A 19,222-nucleotide genomic window follows, 5' to 3' on the forward strand; every position below is an offset into this window, starting at 1 on the left:
GGGAAACATGCACGAACAACGAGAACAATTAGCTCGGCTTGCTTTAACGTTTGAACAAGAGGAGATGACGGACGCGGCACGACTCGCCCGCACCGCCCTACAAAAAGTAACGAATGAAGAAGTTTGGATTGCTGTCTGTGGTCACTTCTCAGCTGGGAAGTCGACATTGCTCAACGACTGGCTAGAAGAAGGATTTCTTCCGACAAGTCCGATTCCGACGAGTGCGAATATCGTCACATTACGAGGTGGCGAATCAGCGGCATCCGTCGCAATCAATGATACGGATTGGATTTCATTAGACGCTTCTTCTCTATCAAACATTAGTGACTATTGTAAAGTCGAGGAAATCAAGGAAGTCGAGTACACCATCGAACGATTCCCGTTTGATGAACATGTCGTGTTGATGGATACACCAGGAATTGACTCGACCGATGAACGTCATCGCCAAGCGACAGAACGCTCGCTCTTCTTGGCAGATCACCTGTTCTTCATGATGGACTACAACCATGTCCAGTCGGAACAAAACATCGGGCTGATGAAACAATTTAGTCGAGAAGGACGTCCCTACTCCATCATCATTAACCAAATTGATAAGCATGACGAGGATGAGCTTTCCTTTGTGGACTTCAAAGCCTCATTGACGAAGGCGTTCCGACATCATGACATCGTCCCGAATGACACGTTCTATATTTCACTTCGGGAATTACAACATCCTCATAACGAAGTCGAGCGTTTGCGCTCGTATGTGCGGCATGTCATCAAAGAATCAAGACAGCAACAAGTCGAGCATGCGGATGCATTGATTCATACGTTGGTCCAACGCAACGAAACTTCAATTCAATCGATGTTGGATCAATTACCGACCTATGAGAAGAGTCCGAAGGAAATGCAATCTCGCCTGCACCGCCTTGAGAAGAAACGGGCATGGTGGACATCGTTCCGTCGTGAATTCTTCAAACATCAAGCACCAATCGTCGAAAGTGCACCGATCATGACTTATGAGTTCCGTGAACTATTACGCTCTTATCTCGAGAGTTGTTCTCCTTCTTTTAAGGTCGGACTTTTGTTCTCGAAAGAGAAAACGAAGCAAGAACGCACTCGTCGTGAAGACGTGGCCGTCAAAGAGTTCAACCGTTTGATTGATATGAATCTACGACCGCACCTCGTGAAATATGCAGAAGACATCATTCGGGATTTGAAACTTCCAGAGACTCTCCTGCCGAAAAGTGATGTCCTCCCGATTGCTCCGAGCTCACTCATCACTGAACAAGTAAAATCCGGCGCATCACTCAGTGGTGATACGGTGTTACAGTTCAGTCGTGACATCGAGACGGCCCTTGCGACATGGGTGACGAAAGTCTCGGAACCTTGGGTCCATTCTACGGATATGTATATGAAGGCTGAAGTCGACATGCGCTTGGAACAATTTTCTGCTGAAGAAGACGAATTGTATGAAGCGCTCGATAATGAAGCATTACGCTTACGCCTTTTGAACCGTCTAGATGCTATCGGTCAATATGAAGCGTTGCAACTTGATTCAGGTCAGTTAGATCAGTTGGCCGTTCGAAACTATGTCGATGCAACGTATCTCCCTGAAAAACAAGCGAGAGTTGTCCAATCAGAGGTTGCGTCGACATCGATGTTAGAAGATAATTATGATTTATTTGATTTTAATTTTTCTTATGAAAATACGGTATGTGAAATATTAGAGAAGCACCCTTTATTCCGCTCCCGTGTCACGACTCTCCGTAAGAAAATCGAGCGTGCGAAGCATGAACAATATACGTTTGCCATCTTCGGTGCGTTTTCAGCCGGAAAATCTTCGACCCTCAATGCCCTTCTCGGAGAGACGGTGTTACCGACCTCACCGAACCCGCTCACGGCGTCAATCACGAAGATTGTTCCGCCGAACGGCCGGACGAATCGTACAGCGACAATCACCTTTAAGTCACGAGATGAACTTGAGTATGAGTTACAAGGTTATGGGACTTCCCTCGCCTCACTAGATGTCGACCACCCATTCGTCAATGCTGTTAAATCAGCACCGCTCGATTATCTCGGGCAAATGGAGACCGTCGACTATGACACGTTCTGCGCGTTCGTCGCACAAGAAGAGAAAAGCTGTATCGTGAAAGAGATTGAACTGTACCTCGACTCACCGTGGGCGCGACGCGGCATCGTCTTCGTCGACACACCAGGTGCCGATTCGCAGTTCAACCGACATAGCGAGGTGCAATTCGGTTACATGCGTGACGCGGATGCTGTCTTGTTCGTCACCTATTATAATCATGCGTTCACAGAAGCAGACCGAGAGCTCGTCATCCAGCTCGGTCGTGTTCAAGGGACCGGAGACCATGAGATGTTCTTCCTCGTGAACGCCTCCGATCTTGCGACAGATGACGAAGAACGGGATGCGGTCACAAGCTATGTTTCGCAACAGTTGACCGCGCTCGGTGTCCGACGACCGACCGTTCTCCCCATCTCAAGCCGAAACGCCATGCAAGGGGATGATGTAGGATTCGACCGATTCGTCTCGACACTTGAACGCTATATCGACAAAGACCTTCGTCTCGCGAACGCGATGCGTATACAGGAAGAGACGACAGCATTGCTCGCCGCCTTCGATCGCGTCTTACACGAAGCAGAAGAAGATGAGTCGGCAAAAGAACAACGCCGTAAGCAATTGATTGCTTTACTCGAGAACCCGCCGGCACTCGATGTATCAGCACTCATTGACCTGTTTGACCGGGAAGCGAAAGAACTCCTCGCCCACCTCGAGACCCGTTCGCTTCTCCGCCTCTCGGACTTTGTCAAAGAGACATTCCACCCGGTCGAGGTCGACGGGTCGAGGAAGAGCCTGGAGCGTGCACTCGGACGTACACTCGATAAATACGCCTATGACATCCAACAAGAGCTCCAAGTATTCCAATATCGATTGGAGCGATACGTTAAACGCGAATTCGAAGCCTTGGTCGAACGGTTGACAGAACGTCAAGCGTCTCTCCTTCCGACGCTTGAATTCGACCGTGAACTCGACGTGGCATGGCTACGAGAGGCTGTCGAACCGATTCATCTCGAAACACCACCTTATCAGTCAGTGTTGAAGCGCTATAAGAACGCGGGTCAATTTTTCGAAGGGGATGGTCGGACACAACTGAAGGATGAATTGACGGCACTCCTCCGTGACATGATTCGCACTCGTCTCGAGAGCATTCATAAGAAACAGGTCGAGCGGGCAAACGAGGAGATCAGGAATTCTGAAATCGAGATTGAACGAGAGTGGTCGACTCAAGTGAAAGAACTCGCCGCTGCAGAGCTCAGTATGTTGACGGATAGCCATTCCTTTGATGAGATGCGTGAACGACTCGAATCGCTCAGAAAGGAAACCGTATGAACACATTACTGCTCATCGGACTCATCCCTGCCGTCGTCATGACGATTGTCTTGGGACTGTTTCTGAGATATCTCTATTTGAACAAAGAATAATGAAAACGGTCCTTGATGCGCACATGACATCGAGGACCGTTTTATTTGTGTACTTATTTATCTGCTGGATAGACCACACCAACTTGTTTTCGCACCGTTGTCATCACATCAGCAAGACGAATCATATCAGTTCCTGAATGCGCATCCGTCTCTGAATTCCTAGCTTCTATTGCTCGCACAAATGCTTCAATCTCATAGGACATCGGAGCATTCTGCGCTTCTGATATGATTTTTGACGTGCCATCCCGTAACTCCAGACGGACTTCATCGCACGTTGCAATATCGTCGATGATGATGCGTCCCTTTTCCCCAATGATTTCAGAAGGCGTCGAAGTCGCATGGATTTTTGAGTGCATGACAACCACATCAAGGTCGTCATAAGAGAGAAGGACCGTACCACTCCCGTCCACTCCAGATTCCAACTTTACGCCGCTCGCCTGGATCTCATTCGGCTGACCAAACAGTTTCAAAGCAGGTCCGAGGAGATAGACACCGAGGTCCATCAACGAGCCGTTCGAAAAATCAGGATTGAACGTGTTGGGGTTCTCCCCTTTTTTGTACAGGTCGTACCGTGAAGAATATTGCGATTTATTGAAGACGGCCCGGCGAACCGGAGCGATTTGTTCCATCGCTTGTTGAACCCGTTCAAGGTTCGGCATGAACAGATTACGTAGTGCCTCAAGTAAGACGACGTGGTTCTCCTTCGCGACTTCAATCATACGAGTGACTTCCTGGCCGTTCGAGGCGAGCGGTTTTTCACACAGGACGTGTTTACCATGCTGCATGAAGAAGATGCTCTGTTCGGCGTGAAGTGAGTTCGGGCTAGCAATATAGATGGCATCGATGACATCACTCTGAGCCATCTCTTCAAGTGACGTGAACGTATGTACAATGGAGTGATTTTCTGCGTATTCTTTAACACGTGATTCCGTGCGCGAGTAAAGTGCCGTCACTTCTACGTAATCCAACTGATTGATTGTTTCGATAAACCAGTCTGTGATGAAGTTTGTACCAATGATGCCGAAACGAATCATGTGAATTCCTCATTTCTATGTAGATTTTTAACAAGTTTATTAACTAGGATGAACTCGAAGGTCCATGAGAAATATTGACTTGGTTCTTTTGAAATCAAGTAACAAAATATGAAACCTAGAAGAAGTATAAGCGTAGTTAACACTATACATCAAATTGATTAGGAGAATTGCTATGAATAAAACAGATATATTGCTCGTTGGCACAACACATCTAAACATGCCAAACAATGGTGATTATTTTATGCCAAAAATGCCAGATGTTTTAAGCGAAAAACGTCAGTTAGAAATTAAACAATTCGTGAATCAATTAGCAAAATTTGAGCCTACTAAAGTATGTGTAGAAATGAATACTTCAAAGAAAGAATACGTAAATGAGCATTTTCAACGTATCATTCAACAGCCGGAATTAGCAACCGCTAACGAACGCGAACAAATTGCATTCCGACTTGCACAACAATCTAATCTAGATTTCGTATATCCAATCGATTGGAATGAGGATGAGGGACTCAGTTTAGAAACCATTATTCAAGATGAGAAGCGAGAAATGGAGGAAATATTATCATCCCAACAAGATGTCATGAATCATATCGAAAAAATATTTAAGAGTCGTACGATCTCTGACTATTATAAAGAAATCAATCACCCTACAATTACATTATCTATGCATCGCGCCTATTTAGAGATTGCATCCCTTGTAGTGTCTGGTACTAGGTGGGTATCACACTACTGGTATTTTCGTAACTTAATGATTTTTAAGGAATTGATGTCACTAAGGGAATCAAATGATCGCATCTTTGTACTTTATGGTTTAGGACATATCCATCTGTTAAAGCAATTCTTGAGTGAGAGCGGATTATTTTCTGTCCATGAGTTAAATACATATTTAATATGAGTTCGGTATGTGAAATAATATTAAGTAACCTTTTCGACCTTTAATTTTGTGACTAAATCCACTGACTCTCAATACGATAAAGAATTCAATTGATTGCCCATTTAATCTACTTAATATCTTCGTTAACTTTCGACTAGTTCGGCACGCTTTCTATCCTCGAATGGCCAGCGATACACCTGCTCGTCTTTCATGACATAGGCAACACCGTCTTCAATCATCAATGACGAACAGTCAAGGAGATGACGGGGCATCGGATATGAGTCAATCCGTCCGTTCATATGGACATGGACGAGACGAGCATCGATTGAAGAGATGACCCACACCCCCTTCTCAGACGCGTACATCACGTCACAATCATGAAGAACTGGGGCCTTTCTCACTTCTTGATTATAGCGAAAACGTACGCTTCCCTCGTTTGAGAAACAGACGAGTGCCTCGGTCGAGATCCCATCTCCAAAGATGCCCTCGTCCCCATATCCAATCCAGATTCCCGTATCGTTCATTACAACTGCTGCAATCGCGTTTCCTGCATGAAAGGAATGCTTGATCTGTCCACGCGTATCCAGCACCCACGCATTGATTGGTTCTCCTTCTAACGTAAACGCCCAAATGAACAAGTGATTCTCGTCGATGATTCGAATACCCGAGACATATTCATGCCGTTTAAGGTCTATGACCAGCTCATCCCAATTAATGTAGAATCGATGATTGGACTTTACCAAACGAGCGGAACCCATTGACTTCCGCATATCGAAATCAACCACCTCTATTTCATCGTTCATACACAATCACCCCTTATCATCTTCCAATCGCATGAACTGTAACGCTTCTCGAAACTGTCTAGATTCTTCATCAGTCACTCCTTCATCCACATATCTCGATTTCCAATAAGGAGAGAGGTCCACCTCTTCAACACCGATCCGTTTGAACCAGTCCAAAACAGTTTCATTTGATTCATGCCTTAATGAAACCGGTAAATCCAAGTTGAACTGGATGAGCGCATTCCGAATCGCGCTATCAGTCCATTGAATCTCTTTAGATTCCACAAACCCTTTTGCTTTAGTCTTTCTCCCTCTTCGTTTTACGGCGTCACTCGAGAAATCAATGGTCGAGACGACACGCTTTCTTCTTCGCATCGTGATGATCAGTAGAATCATTAAAACAATCAAACCTCCAATAAAGAACCATAACCAGTATGAATTTCCCGATTCCGTCACCGTCCCACCTGCTCCAAACGTGTAATCTAGAAAGTCAATATTCAAGAACTGTAAATCATCGTCCTCTCTCATCTTGCGTGACTTCCCTTCATAAAAACCGCTGCTCTCACCATCCTCTCCAGAAAAAAGAAGCACAATCCCTCCCTCCGTAGGGTCGTGAAACCATTCCCAAAACAAACGAGCCAGATGGATAAATCCAGTCACCAACATCAAACCGCCGAGCATGATCATCAATAATCGGGTTGTAAATCGCATCGTAACCTCCGTCACACATTATGTCCTATCGTATCATGCAAGATTATGGATTGTCAGAAAAATCCAAATAAAAGGACCGAAAGATTTCTCGGTCCACTGTTTTACAAAATTGCTTCTGCGAGCAGACGGTCGAACTTACGCACATCCACTTTTTTATTCAGATTGATTTTGATTGTTCCGGCGCGCGTGAACAGTTGGACTTCTGAGTTCAAATCAAACATGCGTCCCGCGTTCTCCGTCGAGTACATGTTAATCGAGTCGTACGGAAGTGAGTACACTTCAATCTTCTTCCCCGTGAGCCCTTGCGCGTCACGGACAATCAGACGTTTGTTCGTGAAGACGGCAACGTCACGCACCGTCTTGTAGGCAGCGACTGCCCGCTCCCCATCGATGAATGTCTCGGTGATATCACTTGGCACCTCACACTCTGAATAAAACGTCCATGACAAATCACCAATCGGGTTTCCCATATTGATTCCTCCCTATATGAAATAAATGTACTACCCCCTATATTCCACAATTCTCGTTTGATTAGTCCTTGAATGGGAAGATACTGTATAGCATGTTGATTGCAGAGGAGGACGTCGTTATGATCGCGCAGCAGGTGATCACATTACTACTGATTGGCTATCTCATTTATTTGATTGATTCTAAACGAAATTACTTCCCTGTCCCGGTCATCTTGGTCTTGATTGGGATCGGCCTCTCGTATATCACCTTTTTTGATTCGGTGTTCATCTCAAAAGATATGATTTTCGAAGTGTTCCTGCCTGCACTTCTCTTTACATCTGCCTATCAGTTCAAATACAAAGATTTGAAGGACAATATTGGGATCATCACGATATTAAGTACGGTCGGTCTTATTTTGACCGCCATCTTGATGGGATATGGCACGTTTTGGATCAGTGAGCTCTTTAATCCCCTCAGCTTGACCGCCTCTTTCTTATTGGCATCCATCTTGATTCCGACCGATCCCGTTTCCGTGACGGCGATTTTAAAACGGAGTAAAGGTGAGAAGCGGATCGCTGACGTTGTCGAAGGTGAATCAATGGTGAACGATGGAACGAGTGTCGTCATCTTCACGATTTTTCTCAGTATGTTCTCAACAGGAGAACGTTTCTCAACGCTCAGTTTTTTGACCGATTTTTTGATTGTGTCTGCTGGAGGAATTGTCATCGGCTTCATTTTCGGATTTCTACTAAAAAAATTGATAATTGTCAGCTTTAAGAAGCATGAGCTCGTCATGCTGACAATTGTCATCGCGTACGGGGCTTTCTATCTCGCCGATGCGTTTGAAGTCTCTGGTGTCCTTGCTACTGTAACGGCTGGAATAATGTTATCGCACGAACTCGGGACGAAGAAAAATTATGAAACAGTTAAACATCATTTGGATGGCTTTTGGGATATCGTCATCCCGATGTTACTTTCCCTCTTGTTCTTGTTGATTGGAATCGAAGCGACCAGCTATCTGTCTGTCTCACTCTGGACGTTCGCTGTTCTTTTATTCCTGCTTTCAATCGTGACCCGGTTCATCGTCGTCGGCGGCCTCGTCTATTCGGTCCCCGTCTGGCGTAAGGAATTCAAAGACGATTTAACAGCGACTTCCTTACTCACATGGTCGGGAATCAAAGGAACGATGTCGATCGCTCTCGTCCTCTGGCTAGAGGCAGAGAAAATTGCCGGGTCGAGCGAAATGATATCCCTCGCGTTCGCCGTCATTTTACTTTCCCTGATCTTACAAAGCATCGGTGTTTACCCACTGACGACATACTTAACGAATAAACATGACAAATGACGGAACCCTTCCTTAGAGAAGGGTTTTTTAGATTCTTAAATTGACATTGTCTACTTTTAGTGTAAAATTACACTTGTAATATATTAGGAGGTGATTATGTTGGAAAACACTTCAACACCATCCGCTGCCATTTCTACTGGAGTTGTGACGGTTATACTTGCACTTGTTGCATCGTATTTTACTCCATCGTTCTTAAAAGTCGGAATCATCTGGGATATCGTCGCTTTCTTAGTCATCGGCATCGCGACATTCAGTTTTACATATCACTTTTATCAATCGAAACGATTCACATATTGGCAATACATTTCCTGCTATATCGTCGTCTGCCTGCTCTTATTCACCGTGTTTCTCGGAATCTCATGGTTACTGATTTTCATTAGCTCGGCGTCACTTTGAGTTCTACGAATAGGAGGGAAGAACCCATATGCAAAAATCTGAATTTATTGGACAAGTTTCTCGTAAAATCAAGCTGATTCGAATCGAATCTCAGCATTCACAGGATGAGATGGCGAATTTACTTGGCATATCAAAAAAAACACTCATTCAAATCGAGAAAGAACGGAATGAAGCGAGTTGGTCGACCATAGTGACGCTATGCGCCTTGTTCAATGAGAGTGAGATTCTCATCCATTTAATCGGTGATGACCCGGTCGAATTCGTCAAACTGATTGCGACCGCGAACACATATGAACCGAAAGAAAAGACGCTCGGCGGACGTGTCTTTTGGCATGCGATTAAAGAGGGGTCCCACTTCATTCTTCAACAGAACATCATCAGCGGACATTACCGCGTCATCGATCTCGATTATGTGAGATGGTACAGCACGTTTGATGCGGAAGATGCCGAACAGGTAAGGTCGAAGTTGGAACATCAACGAGGGGGATTAGATGACTAAAAAACGTAAAGATTTAATGGTGACACTGTGTCTAATCGTGATGACAGTCGCCTATTTTTGGCTGATTCCGAATGTCACGAATGGTTCCATTTGGTTTATCGGCACAATCATTTTGCTTGTCCTCTCTTCGATTTATTTAACACGCTTGATTCAATCATACGTTCCACTTTCTTTGATGAAATTCGTCCTGATTATGGTGATTTCTTTCCTTGCACTCTGTTGCTTGTTGATCATATTATTTTATGTTGTGGCTCTTTACTAGATGAATCATTTATAACGAATCGGAGGTTTTTTTGTGCGATTTTATGTCGGTTCAAGCTTTTCAAATAAGGAAGAAGTACGTTTCATCCGTGATGAGCTGAGGGCCCTCGGTCACACGCATACGTATGACTGGACGCAAAACGAACGTGCTGCTTCGATTGATGCATTACGTTCGATTGGTGAAGAAGAAGTCGCTGGAATTCAATCAGCCGACTTCGTCGTCATCCTGTTGCCTGGAGGCAAAGGCGCACACGTCGAACTCGGGATTGCTCTCGGGATGAATAAACACGTTTTCCTATACGATTTGGGTGACCAGATGATGAATATGGAGGAGACGAGCACGTTTTATCATGTGGATGCGGTACAACGGTTGGAGGGACCGTTCAACACCCTCCCCCACCAAATCCAAGCTCGATTGAAGCTCTCTAATCACGTTTGAGCTGATGCCCTTTATTCTCACGAAATCGAGCTGGTGTGCAACCTACCCATTCCGTGAAATGCTTGTTCAGTTGAGCCGAACTATTGAATCCGACTTCTTGGCTGATTGCGAGTAACGTAAGATCCGAATAGCGAAGGAGCGACTTCGCATGAATCAGGCGTTGTCTCGTGATGTATTGATACGGCGTCTGACCGATTCGCTCTCGAAAGCTCTGTATGAACTGATATTTACTTTGATGGACGATTCGACTCAATTCTTCGATGCGAAGCTCTGTATGATAAGAATCATGAATGACACGCAAGACAGGAGCGAACATGTCTTCATCCTCTAAAGAAGTGTGGAGGAGGTGACTTTGAATGAACGTCATGACTTCAACTGTTGAATCAATCCCCAAAAACTCTTGACTTGACCATTCCCCTAACAGTCTTCTTGTCGACATGACCGCTACGGATGGAAACGTTGGATTCAATCTGTTTTCAAAACCGCTCAAGCGACTCGCAATAAACCGAAAACTCACGTAAGTCGTTTCAGTTGTATCAGCGAACAGTCGAAAGGACTGATTCGGTTGAATCACAATCGATTCGCTGTCTTGGAGACGATATTCGAATGCATCCACCTCAATCCCAATCTTCCCCTCCAATACGAGCACCCAGACGATGTCTTCTACGCTCTCTTCTCTCTCTGTCGCCCAGTCCTCATTAGACGACATGTAACGTATGGTGACATCAGGCAGTGTAAGTAATTGTTCCATATACCCCTCCAGATTATTGCGCAAAAATCGAGCAATATAGTACACGATGATTCATTTCAAATCACGCATACTGTTCATAACAGTCAAGTGGCCACTTCGCTGACCTTATGAAAAGATGGTGATTTACATGTTTCAATCGCTTCATCCCAATCTAAAAATACGACTTGTTTTAAACTTCCTTCAAAAACTGACTCAAACCGCCATATTTCCCTTTATGACGATTTATTTCGTTCGACAGTTCGGTGCGACGGAGACCGGACCTCTCATCATCCTGACGATGATTGCCTCATTCATCGCAAGCCTCTATGGTGGTCTCCTGTCCGATCGATATGGAAGAAAATGCGTTCTCCTCATCGGAGAGATACTGCGTTTCGCATGTTATATCGGCATGGCAATCGCAGGTTCTCATGTAATCGACAGTGCCGTTTTATTATTTATCTTTTTCTTTTTCAGTAACCTTCTGAGTAGTGCCATCACACCTGCAAACGAGGCCATCTTGATTGATGATAGCCGACCGGAACAGCGGAAATATTTGTATACACTCAGTTATTGGCTGATGAACGGGTCCATCGTCATCGGTAGTTTGCTCGGAGGTTTTTTCTTCGAACGACATCTCTCCTTACTATTAGTGGCGGCTACTATCATCTCATTCGGTTGTATTTGGATCATTTTCTTTAGACTTGAAGACCACTATAAACCGTTACCACTAAAAGAACAGAAGACCACTAGTGTATGGAAAGGATACCAGACGGTCATGAGAAACCAACTCTTTTTGAAGTACCTCGTCGCAGGTATTCTGACGTTGTCATTAGAGTTGCAACTGACGCATTATCTCGCGATCCACTTTGCAGAGACGTTACAAGCTGTCCCGTTCTTCCATTTCTCACTAGATGGAACGAAGATTCTCGGACTGCTTCGAGCGGAGAATACGATTCTCGTGTTACTGCTCGGTCTAGTTTTGATGCGTTGGACAAAATCAATCTCTGAACGTGCGCTACTTTACACGGGTGTCACACTGTTCAGTCTTGGATTCGCTATATTGCCGGTTTCAGAAGATCTTTCAATGTTAGTGCTCGGTACGGCTTGCTTCACGTTCGGAGAACTGCTGTATGTTCCCATCCATCAAGCCATGCTTGCTCGAATCGTCGAAGATCATCTACGCAGTCAGTATTTAGCTGTGAATGGTCTCCGTTACAGAGGCGCGCTTCTCATCGGCGCAATCAGTGTATCTGCTTATGAATTCGTGTCACCGGTTTGGATGACCATGACGTATATTGGCTTTGGCATATTCGCAATCTTCTTCTATCGTTCCATTTTAAAACAGCTGAATGAATTACCGACTATAATTAACAACCAAGCCTCATAATCATATGAACATTCACGTCTGATTCAATCGATTTTATTCAGTTGCTTCACTAACTGTTGAATCTCAGCACTTAAAAAATCAGTCAACTCGACCAATTCTTCCTCAGATGGAAACAAGGATACGCCTGCTGCTCGATAAGTTTCAGGGACAGAAGCAGTACCACCTAAAGCTAATGCGTTCTTATACTTTTTCAGAGTGTTGACTGGATGTTGCTTATATTGCATATACATGCGAAGTGCAGCAATCTGAGCGAGCGCATATTCTATGTAATAGAATGGTGTTTCAAAAAGATGAATGACTCGCAGCCACTGTTTACCCTTTACATCGCTCACATCGTTCCAATCAATCAAATCAGTATCATATTGATCAACCAAGCATTTGAAAATACCATCAAATGAATCTATCTTCTTTTCTAAATCATATAGATTATGTTGAAACTGATCCACGATGAAAACACTTGGCAAAAATTCGATAATCAATCGAAAATGGTCCAGTTTAGCATGAATTAAAGCTCGTTCATCTGAAAAGATAGTTGTCCAATGGTCCATCGAAAATAGCTCTAGTGACATGGCTGCGAATTCGCCGACTTCAAACGAAATGGTTTGAGCTTCGAAAAATAGGTGTTGCTGTGAGAGATCATGGTGGATGGCGTGACCCATTTCATGCAATAACACAACGTAGTCATCAAATCCGCCGAAACTGTTCATAAAAATGAAAGATGATTTTGAGTCGGGTAAAGATTCACAAAATCCACCTTCCGCTTTATTCGGTCGAGGTGATAAATCGAGATGGCCATTCGCACACATGTCCCTAAACAGTTTTTCAAAGTAGGGATCGACTTCATTCAAGATTCGTTCCGTTCCACCGATTAAATCATTCGACGAAACGGATAGATCGTGATGATCCGAAAATGGAGAAATGAATGAATCCCATGGCGAAAGTTTCGATTTCTTCAATTCCTTTGTCTGTAGTTGCTGAAACGAGCGGCGAAGTGGCTCAAAATGTTTACTCACTTGATTCGCAAATCGCATACAATCCTCGGCATCATAATCTAGACGACCTAGCTTCATGAAGGCTAGGTCACGGTAACTCTTATCATTTAAGCGTTGCGCCTGCTGTTCCCGATTTTGAATAAGACTTTTCAAGCATTCAGTGATTGCATCTTCTTTCGAGACATACGCTTTATACATATGCGTAAAAGCTTGTTTACGGATGGATTCATCAGCATCGTATAGGTCTCCTTGAAGTTCCGCAATCGATCTAGAATCATCTATCGGGTCAGTCAATTGACCAATTGTTTGCAAATACCGCTGTATGAGTTGATCCTCTTCAATCAGTAAATCAATATTGTCTTCATGATAAAAATTCATCCGATTTCGCATTAAGCGAGTGACATGATGTTCATCCTCAATATACTGTAAGGCAATTCGTGAAACATGTCTTTTCAGCTCATTGAGTGCAGGTTTTATTATGGTTTGAACATGATGTTGTCTTTGATTCGCTTCTTCGCTATCAATGTCTCGCTGAACATCAATATAACTCTTTGTGACGTATTCATCATATTTTCCAATCAATGCTGAATATTTCGATATGAAGCCATCTAACTGATCAGAATCAATTTTATGAGTAGTCGCAAGTACTTGGTTCGTCTCTTTTATTTCTTTATAGTCGATCAACACTGCACCTCGATTCTTCGTTAATTTTCTATATTATGGTTATAACCAAAATTTTTGTTCCTAATATTTTCACAATATGCTATCCTTACGAAAATGATCTGACAAACGCGATGAAGAGAAGAGTACATCAATGAATCTTTTGTAGAGAGCCCCGTCCGGTGAAAAGGGGTAAAGAGGATTGGTCGAAACAAGACTCCGAGCAGCGCCATGGAACTCATCTCGAGGGATATGGTGACGGGCACTCCCGTTATAGAGTTGAGGTATAGTCCGACTCGTTCGGCAGTACCGAATAAGGTTCGTGCGGTGACGTGCGGACGAACAGGGGTGGCACCACGATGAGAATCTCGTCCCCAAGAATTCGTTCTTGGGGGTGGGATTTTTTTGCGTTCCGAAAGTGATCAATAATAGAAGGAGTGATTGACTTGAATTCGTTTCGAAAAACCTCTAAGCTGCTGCTCGTCAGTGTCGGAATCTCAAACCTCGGTGCCTGGGTATACTTTATCGCACTCAACTTGATTGTACTTGAGATGACGGGATCCCCATTCGCCGTCTCGATTCTCTATGTATTAGTCCCGCTCGCATCGCTCATCTCGAATCTTTGGTCAGGTAGCCTGATTGACCGAGTCGATACGAGACGACTGATGATGTTACTCGATGGTCTGCGTGCGTTCCTTGTATTCAGCTTGGGCTGGATTGATTCACTGTGGCTCATCTACGGGATTGTCTTTCTCCTCAATGTAATGAGCTCGTTATTCGAATCATCGAGTCTGGTCTACATGACGCAACTCATACCTGCCTCGAATCGACAAAAGTTCAATGCGATGAAGAACTTTGTGCAGTCATCCGGGTTTATTTTAGGTCCGATGATTGCCGGACTACTGTTCCTAATTGGGAGCCCAACAACTGCAATTTTCGTGAACGCGTTCGCACTCGTTCTCTCGGTCGGAATGTTGTCGCGCCTTCCGTCTCATCTTCGAACGAATGCATCTATTGAATCCTTCTCCGTCCGATTAATTATCGAAGATTGGAAAGTCGTCGTACGATTTGCATCGAATGCCAAATACGTGACGCTCATCTATGGATTGTTCTGTGTCATAACCATCTTCATGTCTGGGCTCGATTCGTTGGAAGCGTCATTTGCGACCCAAGTCCTTCACTTATCTGAGAGCCGATATGGCTTTCTCGTCAGTATCGCTGGGATTGGAATTATCGTTGGGTCACTCATCAATTCAAGATGGAGTCACCGTTTATCCTTATCGTTTTGTATTGGATTCGGAGCAATCATGACACCCGTCGGCTATCTCCTATTCGCAGGCTCTTCTTCGTTCACGATGGCTTCCATCGGATTTTTTATTCTGACGTTCGCGCTTGCGTTCGCGAATACCGGATTTTTGTCACTCTATCAACACCATGTTCCTGTCGAAATCATGGGCCGGTTCTCTGGCGTCATCAATGTGGCAGAGTCGCTACTTGTCATCCTGCTCACATTCGGGATTGGACTTCTTGCCGAAATGATTGGGATTCGCCCAGTCTATCTCGCATTCTCGATTATCTTCTTCCTTGTTGGTTGTTACACCATATATGTCATTCGCGACCGCTCGAAACGGGAGTATTTCATACACAATCAAATTGAAGAAGTGTCTTAAGTCATGAGCCGGTCTTTTTTATGCGACCGGCTTGTTCGAGTCGATTGTGGCATTCGCCACTTGCTCGTCACACGTTGCCAAGAAATAATGCGTCTCGACTTGATCATTTGAAATGATGGCTCGTTTGATATGTAATAGTCGATTCACAGAAATGCGATATCCCGTTTCTTCGAACACTTCGCACTGGCAGCATTGTTCCAGAGTTTCTCCGTCTTCTAGACTACCTGATGGCAAACTCCATTGTTGCACGTCACGATCCTTTACGAAGAGAACTTTCCTCTCGTCGTTGATGCATAAAGCAGCTGATCCAATCCACTGTTCCATAGTTTTTTCTCCTTTTCATTTTTCTGCTTGCAGGTGACGTTACGTCACCCGATATGATGGGGCTACAACGACATAAGGAGGAAATACGATGTTCAGTCAAATGCAAAAGAAAATAACTCCCATTTGGACATGGAAACAATTCACAATCACGATGATTCTTCTATTCGGAGTGACGCCCCTTCTCATCGAGCAACACTTACACAACTTTTTAGAGCAATCATGGGGAAACACCCTCTATTCTGGAACAAGTATTGGCTTAGCGTTAGCCGTAGTGTTTATGACTGTCCTCTATTTCGTCGCAATACGACCACGGGCCATATCCCTCGAAACGTTAGGGCTTCGTCGTATTTCATGGAAAGACTCGAATATAATCCTTTTATGGACGGTGGTATTAATTATCCTCAGTATCATCATTGTCGTAGTCCAAACCTATGTCGGTATCGGTGTATCGAATACAAAGACTGAGAGTTTACAACGTGACTTGTCGCTTATCTCCATTCTAATTGCGTTCGGATCGGCGGCCATCGTTTCACCGATCTATGAAGAAATCTTTTATCGCGGATTTTTATACCGCTTCTTTCAAGAACGATTTGGGGTTGGAATCGGAATGATCGTAAGTGCTGGGATTTTCACTCTCGCTCATTTACCGACAACAAACACGTTACTCGTCAATTTTGCATCAGGACTTGTGTTTGCCTGGGTTTATGAACGAACAAACTCCATTTATTCCAGCATGGTCATCCATGGTACCTTTAATGGGCTAGCCGTTCTATTGACTGCATTGGCATGAGGGAATCAGTCTGCTATTTCTTGATATAGTGAATCAATATAGGCAAGAATCGATGCATCGATTGGATACAGTCCTAATCCATTCGAAGCATCAGTTGATTTTCGAATCTTCCAAAATGATTCAATCAATTGTTGATCTTCTCCAAATGTCTCGTCTGTTAGCCACGTTAAATCTTCTTTAAGAATTTGGGCTTCTTTTGAGGAAGGGGCGACCCCACGCTCAATTAGAATTTCGGTTCTCCGAATCAAGTTGATCCACTTTTTCGTATCATGCTCACCGTCTTCTAATTTAGGTAAACTTGCTTGCAATGAATTAGACACTTCTTCCGAAAAATAGTCCGTCCATTTTTTCCGGTCATTTGATTTCGCTTGAATATGTTGTAGTTTCGTCCAATCGACTTTTTCATTTTCGAGCTTCATGGATTGAAGGAGTGTCACCGTATAATCCTGCGCCTGTTGCAGTTCCTCTATCTTTCCTTCTAAGGAAGAAAGATGTGCGGACAAAATAGACGTCAACGATTCCTCATCTAGGATTCTCCGAATTTCGTCAAGTGGAATCGCCATTGATTTTAGGAGCATGATTTTTTGAAGTCGAAACATTTCGTGGTCGCTATAAAATCGTTTCTGTACATCGTTTGTATACGACGGGGTAACCAAGTTGATTTGGTCATAGTATCGCAGCGTACGCACCGATACGTTCAGTTTTTTCGCGACATCTCCAGTTGAATAGTGTCTAGCCAACGTTTATACCTCCTCACATTATGTTATGTGTGTACGTAGCACCTGCCCAATCATCCCTTCAAACTGATGAATTCCTTCATTCCGATTTGACAAACAGATCAAACATGTTGGAGAATTTTTCTCCATTACGAGTATGCTTTGAAACCCAATACCCCAACCGAACGAGAATCCTTTACTCGGTTCATTCGGATTTAGAAATAGACCATGTCCTACTTCAGCATTCATAGAAGAGGTTGTGAACAGGGTCCTTCTTGACTCGGTATTCAAGAACCCTTCTGTCGTAATCGCGTTGACGAGCGTCGCTAAATCCGAAGCCGTCGTCCATAGACCGCTCGCTGCGGGATACGGGTAAAAACAAGTATATGCAGAAACGATTGATTCATCTGGCTCAACCCCATTCACCCCAAACTTCTCCACTATCTCCAAGTCATACGAACTCGTTTTCATATCGAGTGGTGTAAAGATGAAATCAGACATAATCTTTTCGAATGTAGATGACATACATTCCTCTATCGCATGTTGAAGTAAGCAGTAACCTGCATCTGAATAATGGAACGTACCTATTTCCTCTGACTGGACAAACACAGGAAGTTCATAATATGGTGTCGTTCCTAATAGAATCTCTTCCATTGAAGGAAAACTTGAACGTTGAACCGTTGTCCCAAACTGATTCGGTAAATCGACCAGGCCCCCTTGATGTTGGATGAGTTGACGTACTGTGACCTGTGAACGCATACCATTTTGATCATTTAACGAAAAAGAGGCGAAATAGTCGTTGATTGGAGAGTCTAGACTCAGCTTCCGGTTTTCAACTAGCTTAAGAATAAGAATAGTCGTTACAAATTTACTGAGGGAACAGGCAGCGAACATCCCGTCTTCAAGAGAATCATCTCCCATACGATATACAGACATTTCTTTACTCTCATTAACAAATACCATATCTATTTGAGAGACATGATGTTTCTCCATCAATTCACTCATTCTTTCTTTTGTGAGCATCGAATTCCTCCTTATTCATACCAATACACTGATAATCAAATTGTTGATGCAAAGCGGTTAGTATACCCTTCACAATCTCTTCGTGTGTCAGCCAACGCCAAGTTTCATGCTCATAGATCGCGCCAAGTTGAACTTGTCGGTACGTTTGATGTTCGTTTATATATAAAGACCGTTTCTCCTGTTCGGAGTTCGCCTGGCTCCCTAAAATATGTAGAACATCTGCATGTGAGGAATGATTCAAGATGATTTGCATCGCCTTCCCGGAGTCCCGGTGTACCCATGCGATGATTTGTTTGAATGGTCCGTACCGCTTGATCGATTCTTGTAGCCCTTTTGATAAATCCTGTTCGCTACGATAATCAAGTAGTAGTGAATGACACGTTTCAGGGTTTCGTCGAACGACTTTTGCCATTCTTTCCGGGTCTCGCCCGATGACAGTGACAAGATGTTCGCTTGCCAAACAAGATGTGACTTCAGCTAACATTCCGGTACCACCGACAATTAAAATATGTTTTTGGTTCATATCATCACCTCATTTCCATTATACACCAATCAATGAACTCTCTTTCTGTAAAGAAGTGTTTTGAAACATTGGCGTATTTTCAAAAATATCCCGTTATTCAATTAAAGAATCACTTATAATGAATCAAGTGTAC

20 protein-coding genes and 1 other annotated feature are annotated in these 19,222 nt (G+C 43.9%); of the genes, 10 read left to right on the plus strand and 10 right to left on the minus strand.

The features are described from left to right. Positions 1-7 precede the first annotated feature (7 nt). Complete coding sequence (locus KNP62_RS03235; protein ID WP_214783053.1) at positions 8-3,394, plus strand: dynamin family protein; 3,387 nt, start codon at positions 8-10, stop codon at positions 3,392-3,394. A gap of 145 nt (positions 3,395-3,539) precedes the next feature. Here KNP62_RS03235 and KNP62_RS03240 read toward each other — a convergent pair whose 3' ends face one another. After that, positions 3,540-4,520: a Gfo/Idh/MocA family protein gene (locus tag KNP62_RS03240; protein ID WP_214783056.1), complete on the minus strand. Its 981-nt coding sequence runs from the start codon at positions 4,518-4,520 to the stop codon at positions 3,540-3,542. A 172-nt stretch (positions 4,521-4,692) separates the two neighbouring features. Between KNP62_RS03240 and KNP62_RS03245 the strand changes: the two genes are divergently transcribed. Then, the gene (locus KNP62_RS03245) at positions 4,693-5,412 is read left to right on the plus strand and encodes a DUF5694 domain-containing protein (RefSeq protein WP_214783059.1); all 720 of its coding nucleotides are present in this window, start codon (positions 4,693-4,695) and stop codon (positions 5,410-5,412) included. A 122-nt stretch (positions 5,413-5,534) separates the two neighbouring features. On the opposite strand, the gene KNP62_RS03250 is transcribed toward KNP62_RS03245, so the two are convergent. The 3 genes from KNP62_RS03250 to KNP62_RS03260 all read right to left on the minus strand — a co-directional run bounded on the left by KNP62_RS03250 (position 5,535) and on the right by KNP62_RS03260 (position 7,354). Next, on the minus strand, positions 5,535-6,194 hold the full coding sequence (locus KNP62_RS03250; protein ID WP_214783063.1) for a hypothetical protein: 660 nt from the start codon (positions 6,192-6,194) through the stop codon (positions 5,535-5,537). Between the two features lie 6 nt (positions 6,195-6,200). Beyond that, positions 6,201-6,884, minus strand: coding sequence for a hypothetical protein (locus KNP62_RS03255; protein WP_214783066.1), 684 nt, complete (start codon positions 6,882-6,884; stop codon positions 6,201-6,203). Between the two features lie 101 nt (positions 6,885-6,985). Continuing rightward, positions 6,986-7,354, minus strand: coding sequence for a PH domain-containing protein (locus KNP62_RS03260; protein ID WP_214692319.1), 369 nt, complete (start codon positions 7,352-7,354; stop codon positions 6,986-6,988). A 119-nt stretch (positions 7,355-7,473) separates the two neighbouring features. Here KNP62_RS03260 and KNP62_RS03265 point away from each other — a divergent pair, with 119 nt between their 5' ends. From KNP62_RS03265 to KNP62_RS03285, 5 genes are all read left to right on the plus strand, one after another. After that, positions 7,474-8,679 (plus strand): cation:proton antiporter, encoded by a 1,206-nt coding sequence (locus KNP62_RS03265; protein WP_214783069.1) that lies wholly within the window; start codon positions 7,474-7,476, stop codon positions 8,677-8,679. A 99-nt stretch (positions 8,680-8,778) separates the two neighbouring features. Next, positions 8,779-9,075 (plus strand): hypothetical protein, encoded by a 297-nt coding sequence (locus KNP62_RS03270; RefSeq protein WP_214783072.1) that lies wholly within the window; start codon positions 8,779-8,781, stop codon positions 9,073-9,075. A gap of 28 nt (positions 9,076-9,103) precedes the next feature. Then, a complete protein-coding gene (locus KNP62_RS03275) occupies positions 9,104-9,574 on the plus strand; it encodes a helix-turn-helix transcriptional regulator (protein ID WP_214783076.1) in 471 nt (156 codons plus the stop codon). Then, the gene (locus KNP62_RS03280; protein ID WP_214783080.1) at positions 9,567-9,836 is read left to right on the plus strand and encodes a hypothetical protein; all 270 of its coding nucleotides are present in this window, start codon (positions 9,567-9,569) and stop codon (positions 9,834-9,836) included. Before KNP62_RS03275 ends, KNP62_RS03280 begins: the two co-directional genes overlap by 8 nt. A 33-nt stretch (positions 9,837-9,869) precedes the next feature. Further along, entirely contained in the window at positions 9,870-10,274 is a 405-nt protein-coding gene (locus tag KNP62_RS03285; RefSeq protein ID WP_214783082.1) for a nucleoside 2-deoxyribosyltransferase, read from the plus strand. On the opposite strand, the gene KNP62_RS03290 is transcribed toward KNP62_RS03285, so the two are convergent. After that, a complete protein-coding gene (locus KNP62_RS03290) occupies positions 10,261-11,025 on the minus strand; it encodes a helix-turn-helix domain-containing protein (protein ID WP_214783085.1) in 765 nt (254 codons plus the stop codon). The genes KNP62_RS03285 and KNP62_RS03290 overlap by 14 nt on opposite strands. A gap of 127 nt (positions 11,026-11,152) precedes the next feature. On the opposite strand from KNP62_RS03290, the gene KNP62_RS03295 reads away from it, so the two are divergent. Then, entirely contained in the window at positions 11,153-12,391 is a 1,239-nt protein-coding gene (locus tag KNP62_RS03295) for an MFS transporter (protein ID WP_214783088.1), read from the plus strand. Positions 12,392-12,414: 23 nt separating this feature from the next. Here the strand turns inward: KNP62_RS03295 and KNP62_RS03300 are convergent, their stop codons facing one another. After that, positions 12,415-14,067 (minus strand): M3 family metallopeptidase, encoded by a 1,653-nt coding sequence (locus tag KNP62_RS03300; RefSeq protein ID WP_214783091.1) that lies wholly within the window; start codon positions 14,065-14,067, stop codon positions 12,415-12,417. Positions 14,068-14,168: 101 nt separating this feature from the next. Beyond that, positions 14,169-14,422 (plus strand) — a binding site (T-box leader). A 58-nt stretch (positions 14,423-14,480) separates the two neighbouring features. Here KNP62_RS03300 and KNP62_RS03305 point away from each other — a divergent pair. Then, positions 14,481-15,713, plus strand: a complete 1,233-nt coding sequence (locus tag KNP62_RS03305) for an MFS transporter (RefSeq protein ID WP_353047504.1) — start codon at positions 14,481-14,483, stop codon at positions 15,711-15,713. Positions 15,714-15,731: 18 nt separating this feature from the next. On the opposite strand, the gene KNP62_RS03310 is transcribed toward KNP62_RS03305, so the two are convergent. Beyond that, positions 15,732-16,037 carry an NUDIX hydrolase gene (locus tag KNP62_RS03310; protein ID WP_214783097.1) on the minus strand — a complete coding sequence of 102 codons (306 nt, stop codon included), beginning with the start codon at positions 16,035-16,037 and terminating at the stop codon, positions 15,732-15,734. A gap of 88 nt (positions 16,038-16,125) precedes the next feature. Between KNP62_RS03310 and KNP62_RS03315 the strand changes: the two genes are divergently transcribed. Further along, positions 16,126-16,827 carry a CPBP family intramembrane glutamic endopeptidase gene (locus KNP62_RS03315; protein WP_214783099.1) on the plus strand — a complete coding sequence of 234 codons (702 nt, stop codon included), beginning with the start codon at positions 16,126-16,128 and terminating at the stop codon, positions 16,825-16,827. A gap of 5 nt (positions 16,828-16,832) precedes the next feature. On the opposite strand, the gene KNP62_RS03320 is transcribed toward KNP62_RS03315, so the two are convergent. Genes KNP62_RS03320 through KNP62_RS03330 form a run of 3 tightly spaced genes read right to left on the minus strand, consistent with a single transcriptional unit; the run spans position 16,833 to position 19,089 of the window. Beyond that, the gene (locus KNP62_RS03320; RefSeq protein WP_214783102.1) at positions 16,833-17,567 is read right to left on the minus strand and encodes a MerR family transcriptional regulator; all 735 of its coding nucleotides are present in this window, start codon (positions 17,565-17,567) and stop codon (positions 16,833-16,835) included. Positions 17,568-17,585: 18 nt separating this feature from the next. Next, complete coding sequence (locus tag KNP62_RS03325; protein ID WP_214783105.1) at positions 17,586-18,566, minus strand: serine hydrolase domain-containing protein; 981 nt, start codon at positions 18,564-18,566, stop codon at positions 17,586-17,588. Next, complete coding sequence (locus KNP62_RS03330; RefSeq protein WP_214783108.1) at positions 18,541-19,089, minus strand: Rossmann-fold NAD(P)-binding domain-containing protein; 549 nt, start codon at positions 19,087-19,089, stop codon at positions 18,541-18,543. The genes KNP62_RS03325 and KNP62_RS03330 overlap by 26 nt, the downstream gene beginning before the upstream one ends. Between the last annotated feature and the right edge of the window lie 133 nt (positions 19,090-19,222).

It is taken from the genome of Exiguobacterium sp. s183 (assembly GCF_018617655.1).
GTDB lineage: Bacteria > Bacillota > Bacilli > Exiguobacteriales > Exiguobacteriaceae > Exiguobacterium > Exiguobacterium aestuarii_A.

Coding starts and splice junctions, on each gene's coding strand:
- KNP62_RS03235 (WP_214783053.1), top strand. CDS start 8: ATGCACGAACAACGAGAACAATTAGCTCGGCTTGCTTTAACGTTTGAA.
- KNP62_RS03240 (WP_214783056.1), bottom strand. CDS start 4,520: ATGATTCGTTTCGGCATCATTGGTACAAACTTCATCACAGACTGGTTT.
- KNP62_RS03245 (WP_214783059.1), top strand. CDS start 4,693: ATGAATAAAACAGATATATTGCTCGTTGGCACAACACATCTAAACATG.
- KNP62_RS03250 (WP_214783063.1), bottom strand. CDS start 6,194: ATGAACGATGAAATAGAGGTGGTTGATTTCGATATGCGGAAGTCAATG.
- KNP62_RS03255 (WP_214783066.1), bottom strand. CDS start 6,884: ATGCGATTTACAACCCGATTATTGATGATCATGCTCGGCGGTTTGATG.
- KNP62_RS03260 (WP_214692319.1), bottom strand. CDS start 7,354: ATGGGAAACCCGATTGGTGATTTGTCATGGACGTTTTATTCAGAGTGT.
- KNP62_RS03265 (WP_214783069.1), top strand. CDS start 7,474: ATGATCGCGCAGCAGGTGATCACATTACTACTGATTGGCTATCTCATT.
- KNP62_RS03275 (WP_214783076.1), top strand. CDS start 9,104: ATGCAAAAATCTGAATTTATTGGACAAGTTTCTCGTAAAATCAAGCTG.
- KNP62_RS03280 (WP_214783080.1), top strand. CDS start 9,567: ATGACTAAAAAACGTAAAGATTTAATGGTGACACTGTGTCTAATCGTG.
- KNP62_RS03290 (WP_214783085.1), bottom strand. CDS start 11,025: ATGGAACAATTACTTACACTGCCTGATGTCACCATACGTTACATGTCG.
- KNP62_RS03295 (WP_214783088.1), top strand. CDS start 11,153: ATGTTTCAATCGCTTCATCCCAATCTAAAAATACGACTTGTTTTAAAC.
- KNP62_RS03310 (WP_214783097.1), bottom strand. CDS start 16,037: ATGGAACAGTGGATTGGATCAGCTGCTTTATGCATCAACGACGAGAGG.
- KNP62_RS03315 (WP_214783099.1), top strand. CDS start 16,126: ATGTTCAGTCAAATGCAAAAGAAAATAACTCCCATTTGGACATGGAAA.
- KNP62_RS03325 (WP_214783105.1), bottom strand. CDS start 18,566: ATGCTCACAAAAGAAAGAATGAGTGAATTGATGGAGAAACATCATGTC.
- KNP62_RS03330 (WP_214783108.1), bottom strand. CDS start 19,089: ATGAACCAAAAACATATTTTAATTGTCGGTGGTACCGGAATGTTAGCT.